The sequence below is a fragment of the Curtobacterium sp. PhB136 genome (assembly GCF_004346855.1).
Lineage (GTDB): Bacteria > Actinomycetota > Actinomycetes > Actinomycetales > Microbacteriaceae > Curtobacterium.
This window is the reverse complement of the sequence record NZ_SMGH01000011.1, coordinates 150,446-164,650: the sequence shown is the minus strand read 5'-3', so window position 1 is coordinate 164,650 and position 14,205 is coordinate 150,446. Positions and strand designations below refer to the sequence as shown.

The 14,205-nt window shown below is 64.8% G+C and carries 15 protein-coding genes; 8 read left to right on the top strand and 7 right to left on the bottom strand.

Going from position 1 to position 14,205, the window contains the following annotated elements; genetic code table 11:
* Positions 1-52: 52 nt before the first annotated feature.
* The gene (locus EDF27_RS18730) at positions 53-4,300 is read right to left on the bottom strand and encodes an ATP-binding protein (protein WP_132050506.1); all 4,248 of its coding nucleotides are present in this window, start codon (positions 4,298-4,300) and stop codon (positions 53-55) included.
* 21 nt (positions 4,301-4,321) lie between these two features.
* Between EDF27_RS18730 and EDF27_RS19880 the strand changes: the two genes are divergently transcribed.
* Positions 4,322-4,459 (top strand): hypothetical protein, encoded by a 138-nt coding sequence (locus EDF27_RS19880; RefSeq protein ID WP_165931572.1) that lies wholly within the window; start codon positions 4,322-4,324, stop codon positions 4,457-4,459.
* Positions 4,460-5,066: 607 nt separating this feature from the next.
* Here EDF27_RS19880 and EDF27_RS18725 read toward each other — a convergent pair.
* The 6 genes from EDF27_RS18725 to EDF27_RS18700 form a co-directional block, all read right to left on the bottom strand.
* The gene (locus EDF27_RS18725; RefSeq protein ID WP_132050504.1) at positions 5,067-5,327 is read right to left on the bottom strand and encodes a hypothetical protein; all 261 of its coding nucleotides are present in this window, start codon (positions 5,325-5,327) and stop codon (positions 5,067-5,069) included.
* 96 nt (positions 5,328-5,423) lie between these two features.
* Entirely contained in the window at positions 5,424-5,684 is a 261-nt protein-coding gene (locus tag EDF27_RS18720; protein WP_132050502.1) for a hypothetical protein, read from the bottom strand.
* Between the two features lie 229 nt (positions 5,685-5,913).
* The gene (locus EDF27_RS18715) at positions 5,914-6,279 is read right to left on the bottom strand and encodes a hypothetical protein (RefSeq protein WP_132050500.1); all 366 of its coding nucleotides are present in this window, start codon (positions 6,277-6,279) and stop codon (positions 5,914-5,916) included.
* 42 nt (positions 6,280-6,321) lie between these two features.
* The gene (locus EDF27_RS18710; RefSeq protein WP_132050498.1) at positions 6,322-6,990 is read right to left on the bottom strand and encodes a hypothetical protein; all 669 of its coding nucleotides are present in this window, start codon (positions 6,988-6,990) and stop codon (positions 6,322-6,324) included.
* A 1,158-nt stretch (positions 6,991-8,148) separates the two neighbouring features.
* The gene (locus EDF27_RS18705; protein WP_132050496.1) at positions 8,149-8,847 is read right to left on the bottom strand and encodes a hypothetical protein; all 699 of its coding nucleotides are present in this window, start codon (positions 8,845-8,847) and stop codon (positions 8,149-8,151) included.
* A gap of 365 nt (positions 8,848-9,212) precedes the next feature.
* Positions 9,213-9,737, bottom strand: a complete 525-nt coding sequence (locus tag EDF27_RS18700) for a hypothetical protein (RefSeq protein ID WP_132050494.1) — start codon at positions 9,735-9,737, stop codon at positions 9,213-9,215.
* A gap of 289 nt (positions 9,738-10,026) precedes the next feature.
* Here EDF27_RS18700 and EDF27_RS18695 point away from each other — a divergent pair, with 289 nt between their 5' ends.
* The 7 genes from EDF27_RS18695 (at position 10,027) to EDF27_RS18665 (ending at position 14,127) form a co-directional block, all read left to right on the top strand.
* Positions 10,027-10,581 (top strand): hypothetical protein, encoded by a 555-nt coding sequence (locus EDF27_RS18695; protein ID WP_132050492.1) that lies wholly within the window; start codon positions 10,027-10,029, stop codon positions 10,579-10,581.
* Positions 10,582-10,753: 172 nt separating this feature from the next.
* The gene (locus EDF27_RS18690) at positions 10,754-10,972 is read left to right on the top strand and encodes a hypothetical protein (protein ID WP_132050490.1); all 219 of its coding nucleotides are present in this window, start codon (positions 10,754-10,756) and stop codon (positions 10,970-10,972) included.
* Positions 10,956-11,579: a hypothetical protein gene (locus tag EDF27_RS18685; protein WP_132050488.1), complete on the top strand. Its 624-nt coding sequence runs from the start codon at positions 10,956-10,958 to the stop codon at positions 11,577-11,579. Before EDF27_RS18690 ends, EDF27_RS18685 begins: the two co-directional genes overlap by 17 nt.
* 60 nt (positions 11,580-11,639) lie before the next feature.
* Positions 11,640-12,659 carry a hypothetical protein gene (locus EDF27_RS18680; RefSeq protein WP_132050486.1) on the top strand — a complete coding sequence of 340 codons (1,020 nt, stop codon included), beginning with the start codon at positions 11,640-11,642 and terminating at the stop codon, positions 12,657-12,659.
* On the top strand, positions 12,656-12,964 hold the full coding sequence (locus EDF27_RS18675; RefSeq protein ID WP_132050484.1) for a hypothetical protein: 309 nt from the start codon (positions 12,656-12,658) through the stop codon (positions 12,962-12,964). Before EDF27_RS18680 ends, EDF27_RS18675 begins: the two co-directional genes overlap by 4 nt.
* 36 nt (positions 12,965-13,000) lie before the next feature.
* Positions 13,001-13,879 carry a hypothetical protein gene (locus EDF27_RS18670; RefSeq protein ID WP_132050482.1) on the top strand — a complete coding sequence of 293 codons (879 nt, stop codon included), beginning with the start codon at positions 13,001-13,003 and terminating at the stop codon, positions 13,877-13,879.
* Positions 13,876-14,127 carry a hypothetical protein gene (locus EDF27_RS18665; protein WP_132050480.1) on the top strand — a complete coding sequence of 84 codons (252 nt, stop codon included), beginning with the start codon at positions 13,876-13,878 and terminating at the stop codon, positions 14,125-14,127. The genes EDF27_RS18670 and EDF27_RS18665 overlap by 4 nt, the downstream gene beginning before the upstream one ends.
* Positions 14,128-14,205 lie beyond the last annotated feature (78 nt).

The following is a 14,205-nucleotide window of genomic DNA, read 5'->3' as shown; positions in this document are numbered from 1 at the left end:
CGAGGCACTGCCCGGAACGGTGGTCCGACCGAGCGCGTCGAACACTTCCCTGTCACGCTCGGTCTACGCTCTCGATCGCTCGGTCGACGCCGTATCCGCCGAGTTCCACGAGCCTGTCCAGGATGTCGAGCAAGCTAGATACTCGCTTCGCGTCGGTCGCCTGCGCCAGTCCCCGCACGACGAGGTCCGCGATGTAGTGCGCATCGGCGGCCGCTCCGGTTCGGATGTCGGAGACTTCCTGCCGATGCGCGTCGAGGAAGGCGTGCGCGGCTCTGTCGACCAAGTCATCGACCTTGTCTTTCGAGTTCTGCAGCACGATTAGCAGCTGCGGCGTTGCGTGGATGTAGCTCGGCGAAGCAATGAGACCCTGCAGCAGTTCCCGCAGCGGTTCCAGGGGTTTGTCCCGCAGCTCATGCGCGATCTCGGCGACAGCCTTCCTGACTTGCTCTTCCGGGTCGTGAGCGAGCCTTGCCAATGCTGCAATCAGGGGGGCCGAATCGGCAGCGCGCGACACGCGGGCTGCGCACAGTGATGCTGCTCCGGCGCGGACTTCCGGCGCGGAGTCGAAGATGCGCTGCATCAGTCGGGGGCGTTCCCACTCTGTCGCTGCGAACGCTCCGAGCATCCCTCCCGAGTGCCGAGTGTCAGGATCGGTCGAGCTGATCATTCGATCGATCACCGGGTCGATGAGTTCAGGGTCGACGTTGCCGATGTAGTTCATGAGCCGCTGAACCGGTCCTGTCGCCAGAACGATGTCGTCTGTTTCGATAAGAGCGCTGAACGCCGCGTAAGCGGCGGCCCGATCGTGGCGCAGACACGCCGCGATCGTGTGTGCCACACACGTGCGAACTCCGAGATCGGGGTCGCGAGCGAGGGTTTTCAGATGGGGAGTGACGACTGCGGTGCGGGAACCGTCGAGATCGTGGACGAGGAGGTCGCCGAGGGACTCTGCGAGACTTCCCCGCGCGGTGTTGATGCCATGGTTTAGAAGCCCGCGGAGCGACCGTTCATCACTGGACAGCTGGGTGAGCTGATCTGTTTCAACAGCGCGCTGACAGAGAATCTCAACGATGTCCAGTGGGGTGTCTTCGAGCAGATTTCGGACGGACCATCCGAGCCAACGATCGTTGTCGGCAAGTTCGAGTCTCGCTATGTGCCGGATGGTCTCGAATACGGCGCTGGCTGTGCCGGACGCGATGTTGGCGTCACCCAGCCCAAGCAGGACCGCGCTCGGGTACGCGGCGTTTGTCGTCGGTCCGAAGGACTTCGCGAGTTGGCAGAAGCGGATCGGGTCCGCGGTGGTCCGCTGTCTGAGCACTTGGGCGAGTTCTGCCGCGCCTCCGACGGACGGTTCGGGTCCGTCTCGCTCGTCATTGTCGTATTTTGCGATGGCTTGCAGCCACTGCTGATCGGACATGTGTTGGGCCGCAGAGTTGTCGATGGGCGACCCGACCGAATAGCTGGTGATTCCGGTCGCCGGTTCTGGTTCGAGGCGCTTGAACTTGCGTCGGTACTCAGCGAGTCTACGTTTGCCGGTGGACGAGAGCCGCTGCGCGTCCAGTGCCGTTAGGAACTTGAAGGCCGTATAACCGAAAGAATGGCCGTGTTCGTGTGGATCTCGCAGATCACGCAGCAAGTCCTCGAGCGCCATGTGTGTGCTGTCCGATACGAGGGGCGCGATTGAGCGGACAAGCTCTCGTGACAGCCAGTGGCTATCCGAGGCGTAGCCAACCTGTAGTCGGTTTCCCCCTTCGAGGACCAGCTGAGCCGCCCAGTCGACGAACGGTTCGGGCGATGAGGTGAGCGTCCGAAAGAGCAGCGCCTGTGCCGCGTGATGCTCGTCGTCTGCTAGCGCTTGCAAGACAGTTCGGACGGTGCCTGGCTGGGTCCGGGCCAAGGACACGAGCGCCTTCGCGGCGGACTCGTAGAGCACATCGTCGATGTCATCGCTTCGCGATTCTGGCCAGCGGAACCCGTAGTGGTGATCGTAACGAAGGTGTTCTGGCGGGCCGTCTAACTCGGTTGTGCGCATGACGAGCAGGAGAATCGGAATGATCGCAACGACGAACGCTTCCGGCTCAGACTCACTCGACGTTTGGATGAGTTGACTGAAGCTATAGTCTCGAGTTTTGAGGAAACGGATTTCTCCGTTCTCGCAGGGGTCCAGCGCGTGGGGGTGATCACCAAGAGCGGTACGGACGATTTCAATGGCCCAAAGCGGCTCCTGGGTTGCAAGATCATGCATCGGCAGCCAGAAGTCAGCTGACTCCGGGTTCGTTGTCCCGGTTCGCACAGCATCGAGAATGAGTTCGAAGATCGGTCGGTTCAGATGGAGTTCCGTGCGCTGCGCGACCCATGACAACCATCGTGCGAATTCAGGGGCTTGGCGACGGTCGTGAAGGACCCTCGCGACCGCTGCGCCACGTTCAGGCCCAGCAGCGGCTAGCCAAGTTGCGCCTCGATCCCTATTCGTTTGGATATCGCTGTCGATCCACTCGGTGATGAGACCACGATCGAGGAGCAGGCCGAACCAACTGGGACGAGTGATTTGCCGCCAGAGGTGCGGAGCGAGGTTTGGCTGATCGACGACCAGGTCCAGGAAGAGGTCGAGGTCTGGTGAAGTCGGTGTCTGGATGCTCGCGAACACCGAGACGATGGTTTCCTTGATGTGGAACCGGATGCGTGGTGAAGTCGCAGCATCTCGGATCTCCCTGTGGAACCGTTCTTGATCGAGATCGCGCAGGAGTTCGAGGATCTGGCGGACCTGCGCACGCCGGAAGAGTTCTTGTTCCTGCTCGGTCAAGAAGTCGATGAGCTTCTTTCCTCGATTGAGCCATTGCCTCGCGAAGGTGTAGTCGAAGAACGTCTCGTGAAAGAATGATACGTGGCCGTCGTCGATGGCGATGAGCTGCTCGGATGCGAGCACCTCCGCATCGTGTCGATAACCGCGGTAGTCAACTGTCTCGATCGGAATCGAGAGCGTTTGTCGGTCGCTAGCCGCACTCGCGATGAGGCTGAGCGTCTCCTCGAATCGAACTTCCGGATGGTGGGTGCGAGCGGCGCGCTGCTTCCAGTTCCAGAACGCGTCGAACAGCGAGCGTCGGGACGCGAACTCAAGAGCTTCGGATCGCGCCGCCACAGCTCGGAGAAGGACGAGGTTCAGGGGCGACTTCAGCAGCGAGACTTGTGCAGGAGACAGCGAAGCGGCGTCAAGCCCCAGCGCACCGACAGCTTTGAGCACGACTTCGTCGGACAGGGGGTCGACCGCTATCCGCCGAGCATCCTTGTCCTCGACGAGCTTGCGAATGCGATGGTCGTTCTCCACATCAAAAAGCCGACAGGCAAGCACCACGTGCATGTTTGAAGCCGAATGGGCTTCTTCGACCAGTTCAGCGACTACGTCGAAACTTTCCGAAAGTCGCCCTGAAGCGAGCGACACAGCATCGATCTGGTCGATGATCAACACTGACGGCCGGTCACCCGCAGCCATTCGGAGAGCGACTACGGGCGACATCGACAGTCCCAGGTCGCGACCGAGGCCGACAGTCGATGTAAGCCTATCGAGTCGATCAAGGCGAAAGGCGAGGACCTCCAATCCCTCGTCGTCACACTGACGCACCACCGCTTCTACAACGGATGACTTCCCTCCGCCCGCACTCCCCACGACGATCGTCAGTCGCGACGTTTCGAGCGAGTTGCGAAGCTGCGTTTCCTCTTCGCGGATGATCCTGGGCGTCAGTAGCTCGCGCTCAACACCCATCAGCCAACGCGACGTTGCAGATTTGACTTCGTCGTATGCGGTGCGCGATGCCGCAGCATTGAGGGGCTCAATGCCATGCTGGGCGAGGGCCCGAAGTAGCTCGCGCCGCCCGAGTCGCACGTGAAGGCTGTCGATCAGCACAGACCCGATGACGATAGGAATGACGGACTGCTCCGCGCCTTCGAGCAATGTGGCAGCAATGATAGCGTTAGTTGCCGATAAGCGATCCTCGTCCTGAACCTCGAAACGCATACCGCGGAGCATCTGCCATGCTCGAACCGCCGTCCCGAAGACTCTCGGCGCGGCGAGTTCATCGAACGTCGGAGTTAGTTCCTTGGTGAGTTGCCGTGTGAGGAACTCGCTGACGTTCGCAGACTGCCGCGACCACTCGCAGAGCACACGGAGCTGACTCGCCGGCGTCATCGAGCTGAATACGTACCGTCGACCGGCCTCGATGTGGCGGGCAGCTGAGTCAAAAATGCCCAGGCGTTGTAGCGCGGAAACCGTCCACCTGTCGCTAGCACTCTTCTGCCGCTTCACCTGAGTGACGGTCGTTACCCCGTGCTCATCTACGAGCGTGAACTCGGAGCCATCGGCAAGTTCAGGGTCAAGGTCCTCAAGAGTGATGTGTCGCCGTTCGTCTTGAAGACACCTCAGCGCCTCGTGGACCGCGAGAGCGAGTTCATACCGATTTCCTAACTTGTCCGCGGTTCCACCACCAGCGCCAACCTGGCGGCCAATCGACGCCCTACCCTCACCTTGTGTCACGGCTCCCAGTCTCTCCTCTCTTGGACCGCGCGTAGCACTGGCCTCGCGTCGAAGTTGAGGACGTCGGGCTTCGCCGCGAGGCTCGCCCCGCAGATCTGTTCAGAGTCTGGTGGATGCGACCGACACTGGGACAGCCCCAGATTTGGAAGCTCGTGGCCTCTGAGAATCTGGTCATCGCTCGAGCGATGTCGATCCGCCATCGTCGATGCGGACGCTCCAATCGACAGAACGGCCCGGTCATCGCGGCCCTGTGCCGGCGGCGCCCCTTGTGTCCACCCGCACACAGCTACAGCAGGGCTTTCTGCCGTGGGATGACCGCTGCGGCGTGCTTCGCCGCGGACGCCGATGACTCACGATTTCTGTGGGAGTGGGTAACCAGCCCTGCCAACAGCCGCTCCGCCCTTCTCTGCGCCAAATCTGAGTGTAAATCCTTCTTGTTTGTTGACGGGGATTGAGGCAACGCCCTCCGACGCAAGCGCCGACACGAGCTGGTCCGCGGTCTCACGGTCGGCACGGGAGCCAATCATGCCCTACCGCTTCACGTTCGCTGCAGGGCCGCAACCAGCGAATAGAGCCGCAGCGCAGCGACATCCGGACGAGCTGCTAGAGCGAAGGAGCTTTTTGCTCCTTCTTTGACCGCTGCGACGAATGGGTGTTGCAAGAATCCAAGCACCCGTGAGATCTCGTCCTCGGTAGTTTCGAGGTCGTCGCGGACGGTCCGGTAGACATCTCGCGCGGTGATGTACTCCGCGTGATCGCGCTCCATCTCTACGCGGAGCTCTCGGAGGATGCTCGTCAAGAGGTCGCGCTCGCGTTGCTTCGCCCGGCGGCGCTCTCCAACCTTCGACGCTCCATCCACTGGCACGAGGTCGGCCAGGTCCTGTGCAGGGAAGGTCTACATGGTCGAGAACCATCTGCGCAGCTTCTTGGTGGTGAGAAAGACGACGCCGGCAGCGGTGCCGCGCTTCAGGAGGCGGCCGGACTTCTCGAATCCCGGTCCGACCACGAGAATGCGCTTAGCTGCGTGTTGCTCTGCGTGCTCGCGGAGCGTTTCGAGGTCAACGGAGTCCTCGCGAAGTTGGCCGCCGGCCGCGGTCTTCGCGTCAATGACGCAGACGCCGAGGACTTCGATCCCGCTCCGGATCGTTGCCAGCACGTCTGTGCGCCGATGATGTCGGTCACGAGATCAAATCTGCACCGCACCTCCGACACTGAGTCTGGGTCGTCAGAATGAGGTGGCTGACTGCTGCCGGCCTAAGACTCGCGACGCGTTGAAACACGTCGAAGCCCTCCCGATTTGGGAGGGCTTCGGTGTGTGGGCTATCGCGTCTGCGACGGGGTGGTGCGGATTGGGCACCGGTTGGCTCGGAGGGCGTTGGCCGGGCTCAGGGCGTTCGCCGTGGAGGAGCAGTGGGCTTGTGCCTCGTCGGAGTGGTCCCGCCCCAACCGGGGACGTGCGTGGCGTCGACCGCGACGGCGACGTCGTTGGGCATGGCAGGCGCGGAGAAGCGCCCCTCTCGTTGGAGGGCGGGCGGCGATGCTGCGCCGGCGATGAGTGTGGGACGTTCGGCGAGATGGTCGACACGGTGCCACTCGGCGAGGGTGATCAGAATCTCCCGCCTGATGGTCTGAGAGCGGACAGCTGCGCCGTTGACTCGGTTTACCTCGCGGGAGCATGCCGGCGACGTCGCCTGCTTGCAGCTGTTGCTGACGGGGGTATTGGCGTTGTCGCTATCGTCTTCGTTGATCATGGTTGTTCCTTCGTGATTGTCATTGAGGTGGAAGTTGTAGCGCTATCGGGTGGCGACGGAGCTAGCCGGGGCCGCGTCTCGCGGCCGGCCGATGGTCCGGTCTTCGCCTTCCACGCCCCGCCTCGGGAACCACCGGTAGCCGTATGCTGCGGTCCGGTTGCGCGATCGGCCGGCGGACTGGGAGGAGTCAGGTTCGCGGAACGTGGCGAGGTCTTCCCACCCGCCGCTGCCGCAGAGGCGGAGGGCGTGCTCGAGCTGGAACCCGTTGAGGAGGCCGGCTCGGAGAAGCGCGAGCATCCCACGCTTCTCCGCATGATCCATCGGACTGTTCGTGGTGTGCCAGTGCTGGTTACGGAGCGCGTCGACGGTGACGCCGAGCTGATGGGCCGCCATGTGCTCATCGGCGAGAAACATCAAATCGGCCGCGGCGAGACGAGCGTTGTACGTCTCGGAGATCGGCTCGACGCTCGCCACAAACTTCGGCAGCGGCATCGCCCGGTAAGTGTGCAGGAAGGACCACAGGTCGCGCAGCACAACGGTGCTCATCGTCGCGGCGCGATGCTGCTTGCGGGCGTTGGGCTGCTCGTGGAGCTCGACGTACTTGTCGATGAGGTTCCGCGGAATCATGTCGGCGTACGCGTCAAGCGGGCGGAGTTCGGGCAGGGTGTGGCGGTGGGCTCGGCGGTTGGTGCAAGCAGTGATGACGGTCATGGTCTTCTTCCTTCTAAAGCGTGGCTGGTGTTCAGGGGCGCCGTGATATTGGGGCGAGCACGGCTGGTGTCCCGCATCGGCGACCTCTCAACGTGGATCTACTGCGGTGCGCGGATGGCAGTCGTGCTCGCCCTGTTCGTTGGGCTTGGTGTCTCTATGCCGGCTGGTTTCGACCGGCTGGGAGTGAAGCCGGACTGGGCGGTGGGCGAGCACTTTCCCGCATGCTGTCCGAGGACCGGACTGCCGCGGGTTCGGTCTCACCGACCCGGTGGTGGGCTTCGTGGTTTCTATGCCGCGTCGGTTTTGGCGGCTGTGTGGTTTGCCGTTGAGGGGCGCGCGAGGGTGAGCCGGCACGGTTCCTGTCGCAGCCCGCTGTGAGGTAGACCCGTCGATGCAGGATTCGTTCTGACGCTCTCGCCCGCCGTTTCTCGGGCTTCGCGGTCTCTATGCCGCGTCGTTGGAGGCGGCTGGGAGAACGGCGGTCAGGGGTGCTGGACGGTGGTGGCGCGGAACTCGGTGAGGTCCTTCCAAGACGCGCCCCACCGGTCCGTCGCGGCAGCGACCTTTCAAGCGACCCTCGGACTGGTCTGTGCCCCGGGTGCGACCACGTCGCCGGATCTCCCCGTCTAAATCGGCAAGGCCGAAGCAAGCGTCGCCTCGCGCGATCTTCAGAACCACTTCGAGTCGTCTTGTCGCCGCTCGGCGCTCGCGATGGCTCCGATCATGAGGGGGCCGATGGTTCCGCCGATGATGTCGGTCACGTGCGTAATCAGCAGGACACCTCCGACATTCGTTCTCGGTTGCAGTTGACGGCGCAAGGCGGAGTCTTCACGGGCTGAGAGCCCCCTGGAGCATCGAGCACGAAGAAGCCCTCCCCGGACCGAGGAGGGCTTCTTGGTGTTGGCGTTTAGCTGAGCAGCGCGTTGTTGGTTGGCAGGGGGCACGGCACGGCCCGTGTGGAGCCGGTGGCGGTCTGGGTGGGGTCCGTGCGCTTGTACGAACGGCGCCCTCGCCGGTCGGCGTCCCTTCATCAGGAGGAGGAGAGCTCGGTCGCCGCGACCGTGGGGATGGTTTGCAAAGCCGCCGCGCGCTCGTAGAAGCCGTCGAACTGCTTCTGCGTCGGGGTGGTTGATGCGGATGTCGCTTGACGTTGTGGGCTTAGGCGGCTCGACCGGGGGCGGATACGGTTCGCTTCTTGGCCGTTGCAGGGTCGCGGGGCCAACCGAGGGTGAAGTTCTCGTTTTCGACGTCGTGCACTCGGAACCGGCGGTAGTCGGGCGCTGCGCTTCGGTTGCCCGGACGGCGGGCTGACTGCGGTGCGTCGGGCTCGCGGAATGTGGCGAGGTCCTCCCACGCGGTGCTACCCCAGCGGCGGATGGCGCGCTCGAGCAGGTGGCCGGTGAGGAGGCCGGCGCGGAGGAGCGCGAGCGTTTCGCGCTTCTCAGTCCGGTCCATCGCGTTGTTCGTGGTGTGCCAGTGCTGGTCGCGCAGTGCTTCCACGGTGATGTTGAGCTGGCGGGCAGTGACGACTTCGTCGGCGAGGAGCATCGCTTCTGCAGCAGCCGCGCGCGCCTTGTACACCGCGTTGAACGCGTCGAAATTCTCACTCGTCACCGGGAATCGGAACGCGATCGGGACCGGGCGGTAGGTGCGGACGAAGGCGAACAGGTCCCGCAGCGGCACCGTGGTGTTCGTGGTGGTGCGGTACTGCTTGCGGGCGTCCGGCTGTTCGTGGAGTTCGACGAACTTGTCGATGAGGTTGCGAGGGATGGTGTCGGCGTGCGCGTAGACGGAGCGGAGCTCGGTCAGGGTGTGGCGGTGGGCGCGTCGGTTGGTGCAGTCGGTGATCGTGGTCATGGTCTTCTTTCGTGATGTGGACGGCGGATGGTCCGCCTGCGTGTTGCCTTTGTGAAGCGGGCGAGCAGTGTTTCGTGGGTCCCGCACCTCGGACCTCTTGACACGGGTCTCGTTGATGCGCGGATTACGAAGGGTTGTGCTTGCCTGCCCGGTGGGGGGCTTCGTGGTTTCTATGCCGCGTCGGTTTTGGCGGCTGTGTGGTTTGCCGTTGAGGTGCGGGCGAGAGTGAGCCGGCACGGTTCCTGCCGCAGCCCCCTGTGAGGTAGGCCCGTCGATGCAGGATTCGTTCTGACGCTCTCGCCCGCCGTTTTTCGGGCTTCGTGGTCTCTATGCCGCGTCGTTGGGGGCGGCTGGGAGAAGGGCAGTCAGGGGTGCTGGACGGTGGTGGCGCGGAACTCGGTGAGGTTCTTCCACGACGCGCCCCACCGGTCCGTGGCGGCAGCGGCCTCGTCTGGGGTCGCGGTCCCGGCGCGGAGGCGGGCGAGGAGGGTGCGGCCGGAACGCTGCACCGCGAGGTCCGACCCCCAGTGCAGGAGCCGCAGCTCTGCGACGGTGTCGAGACCGCTCTCCGAGGTCGCGTCGGCCTCGTCGCGGTCGTACGCGGCCGTGATTCGCTTCAGCGCGTACTCGACGAAGGGGCCGTCGTTCCGGAGGCGGAGGATGAGACCCATCTGGAGAGCGAAGTCCTCCGGCTCCCAGAGGATGGGCCGGACGCCGTGCTTCGCCTCGAACGACGCTTCGGTGACCGCGCTGCTGCGGAGCCGGATGTAGAGCTCGGCGATGCCCTGTCCACTGAGGTCGAGGTCGTCGACGATGCGGTCGATCTGCTGGTGCTCGGCCTCGGAGAGCAGCGGATTGGTTCGGACGGAGGACGGGCGGGAGTTGATCATGGGGATCGCTTTCTGGGAGGGCTGTGTCGCTTGGGCTGCGGCACTGCGGTGATCGTGACACCGCCTCTATTCCGGCAGGCCGCTGCCTGGCGGGATCCCTGATCTGAGATCCGGACGATCCTCGCTCCCGACGATCACCCTTGGCTTCCGTCGCCGCTCCCCCGCGATGCGTTCGCGTCTCCCGTCCATGACCGCCAGCGCGGCCCAATTCGGATGCACTGGCAACGGAACTCCCAGCCGACCGGTCCGTCCTCGCATAGAGCGACTCCTGCGCTTAAGGAGACCGCTCATGGACCACATCACAGCCACCCTCGCCGCACGATGCGACGCGTTCATCACCGCCGCCACCGAAGCCCACCACGGCCACTACGACTACTCCCGCGTCCCGGAGCAGTTCGTCAACGTCAAACAGAAGGTCGAAATCGGCTGCCCCGTCCACGGGTTCTTCACCCAAGCGCCACAGGACCACAAGCCACGGACCGTGCGCGGCAAAATCAGACCCGGACACGGCTGCCCGGACTGCTCGTCCCGCCGCGGCGGCGCGGACGTTCGGTTCGACTTCTTCCTCGCCCACGCCCGAACGGTGCACGGCAACCGATACCGCTACGACAACGTCACCTACGTCGGAGCACGCACCCCCATCACCGTGGTTTGCCGGGAGCACGGCCCGTATCCGGTCCGCCCGAAGAACCACCTCGAAGGAGAACACTGCCCGTCGTGCGGGACCCGACAGCGAGCGAAATCGATGCGCGACGTGCACGGGCCGACCGAGTTCGGGGACCCACGACGCAAGAAGTACCTCAAGAAGGCTGCAGCGAAGAAAGCACGGGAAGCAGCGAGGTGAGCCACGTCCCACATTTCCTGTTCCTGGCCTCAACCGTCGTCAAATCCTGCCTGGAACGGCCGATCCTCCTTAGGTTGCTGCCCATGCCTCCAGCAGACGCACCCGCATCTCCCCCGTCGCCACGTCCCGTGCTGCGCCGCCGGGGCCAGGGCATCGATACGGCTGCGTACCGGTGACGGCGGAAGAGCACCTGTGGGTCTCGGTCGACGAGTTCGTCGCCGAGCCGGTGCGGTGGTTTCTCGACGTCATCGAGGGGCACGTCATCGTCATCACCCGAGACGGAGCGCCCTTCGCCGCGCTCCGACCAGCGCCCACCGAACCCGCGACTCGTTCCCCGCATACCCGTGCCGACAACGACGATGAGGAGACACCGCATGACCCGCAGCACTGATGGCGAAGCCCCCGTGGATGGGGTGTCTGACCCGCAGAGCCCCGATGATCGCCGGGCGCGGCAGATCGCCGCCACCCGGGGCTTGGCAAGGATCCCTTTCACGTCCGTCCGCGGCGGTGCCCCGCTGGGCATGGAGGAGCTCTACGTCGAGGTTCGGGAAGATCAAGCGCTGATCCCGGGACTGAGAATGGGCGTCGGCGCCCTCATCGTCCAGCAATGGGACCCCGCCTACACCGCAACCGGATGGACCCTCTACGGCGCCGACCTCACCCTCGACATGGGCCACCCCTTCGGGTCCCTGTTCTACCGCAACGACGACGACGGCCGCGTGGTCCGGGTCGGCGTGCAGTGGCATCCGCCGGTGCAGCAGCTCGAGTTCCCCGCTCTGCATCCGTCGCAACCGGAGCTCAGCAGCGACTGCAACGAAGCGGAGGTCGACGCGGTCGTCCTCGACGCTCGCAGCCGCATCGGAGCGCTCGTCGCTGCCAATGCTCAGATCGGGTCATGGGTAGCCACCGAGGAGAGCGAGGACGCCATCCTCGCCGCGGCGGGCCTCGGCTTAGAGCGCCTGTCGGAGGACGACCCACGGCTGGCGGACGATGCTTGACCGGGAAGGGCCGCCGCTGGAACCGGTGCCGGCTCAGCTGGCCACATGCTCTCTGGTGAGGTGCGGGTGATGATGGGGCGGCAGTGGGTGCAGGACATCCGACACGAGCAGACGATTCTGTCGTTGCCGTTCGGGCTCGGGTGGACGATCGACATCACTCAGACGCTGACCGCCTTGGCCGCGGCCGGCATGCCCGCCACGGTTGAGGCGTTTGACCGGCTCCGGTTCGAGGACGGCCGGACCGGGTTCCTGTCGACACCAGACCCAACGACCACCATCACTGACGGCACACCGGACAGTCGCGACGCAGATCTGATCGTCCTGCCTGGCGGTTCGGAAGGTGGTGTGTTGTCCCTGGCCCGGCGGTACCGGGACCTGGTGGTGGTGAATGGGAAACGGCAACGCGTGTGGGCGGACGGCCGGCAGGTGTCCGGGTCGTCGATGCAGCGGGACGCGACGCCGGGCTGGCGGAACGTGTTCGCCATCGCCCGCACCATCACCGTCGACGGCGGCAGCACCAACGACGTCACAGACCGCACTGGACTGCCGGTGGAGCAGGTTCGCGCAGCGCTCGTGGCGCTCGGCGAGCACGTGGTCCACACGCCCCTCGGATGGGAAGCCACGGACCGATCGGCCCTCGCGGACTGGGTCCTTGCGGCGTATCCGGGTGCGGGCGGGATCCGGACCTGTTGGAAGCGCGCCGCGACCCTCGACGAGCAGGCGGATGAACTGATCGGACTGGGTGGGGTGATGTCGGACCGGTGGGCGGCGCACCAGTCATGGGCTGAGGTGGCGCCGAACCGGTTGACGGCGTTCTTCGCCACCCATCCCGACATGGCCGCACTTGGCTACGAACCCGCCGGCGTGGACGAAGCGACGGTGAAGGTCCTGATCCCGCAGGACACGTCGCTCCTGTCGCCGCCGAACCTTGGCTGCTGCACGGATGAGTTCATCACCGCGTCGGTGATTTGGCAGGACGGGTACACGGACGCGCACACGGATGCGGTGAACGCGCTGCGGCAGCTGCTGCACTTCCGCGCCGACACCGCCCACGACCTCCGCTGGATGCACGTCCCATGACCGACGAAGCGAACCCGAGCCATCCCGTGGGGTTGCAGTTGGTGTCTCTGACGTTGGCGTTCGACGACGTCCGGTTCTTTGGCGCCGCCATCTTCTCCGACGCGAACGATCCGGATGGGCCGTGGGCGACCGTTCTCATCGATCACGCGGACGAGGAGCCCTGGTTCCGCCTCACCACCACCGATCCGACCGGGGGCGACGTGTCGGTTGCGGCGATGGCGGAAACGGAGCGCCTGATGCGGTTCGTCCTCACTGAGCAGCCAGAACGCATCGGACGAACCCGACCCACCCCACCGGCGAGCTGACCCGCACCCCGGTAACGCTCGCTCACTTACGACTTCTTGGAGGTACTGCTGATGATGCGTCTGGTTTCCCTGCACCTTTCGAACGACCGGATCCTTTGGGGGCATGTCCTCCTGGAGGACACCGACGACCCGGCAGCGTCGATGGCGCGGATCATGATCGAACACAGCGAGAAGGAGCCCGGTTACGAGCTCGTTGATCGGAATCGGCGTCGTCTCACCGACCTGACCGTCCCCGCGACCAGGGAGGCGGACCGCATCGTTCAGACCCTCCTCATCCCCGCCTCCGTGGTCGCGAAGCGGGAGAAGACGGTCCGGGAAGTTATCCACTCCGGCTACTTGGAAGGGTTCCCGGATGACATGCCGTGGCAGGGCCAGTTGTGGATGTACGCCCGGGGTGAGGTCAGCATCGACCAGCTCCGGGCTTACACCGACAAAGGCCGACAAATCCCCCGTGAACCCGGCGCCGCTCCTGCTGATGGTGCTGACGTCCCCGAGGAGTGGTGGCAGGCTACGCAGGCGCGCATCCGCCGGCACCTGCTGGACACGACCCTCACCGATGCGGAAGCCGCCGCAGCGTTGCAGGTCAGTGTCGATGAGGTTGGTGAACTGTTCGGGTCGAACCGGCTGACGAGCTTCGACCTCGACGGTGAAGAACGCATCCCCGACTGGCAACTCGTCCAACCCGCCCTGCCCGAGTTCGGCGACCCGGCCGTGCTGCTGCCTGGCCTTGACGTGCTGTTCGCGGCTGCACCGCAGCGACTCCTCGACGCGGCAGCGATGACGGAGTTCATGACCACAGCCCGGCAGTTCCTCAGCGTCGACGAGGTGCCCCTGACACCGTTGGCCTGGATGCAGCAGGGCCGGCCCCTCGCCACCGTGATCGCCTTGTTCCGGGGACGGCGGTGGCGGTGGTGACCGCCCGGCCGGAGCTGTTCCTGCTCACTGTCGCGTTCGACATGGCCGGCACGCACGGGCACATGTACTTCCGTGACCCACCGGACTCGGAGCTCCGGCAGGTCCTCGTCAGTAGCACCGACAGCGACGGCGGCTACCGCTGCGAACCCGCACACGGTGACACTCGCGACGGGTGGGAGCCGTTCCTCACTGAAGCAGGCTGGATCATCGCCCTCATCCGACCCGACACCCCGGAGGAGCGCCGCTGATGGGGCCCGCGCTGCAATGGGTCGCCGACGCGTACGCGGGGCGTCCGCAGATCACGCTCCCGTATGGGCTCGGCGAGA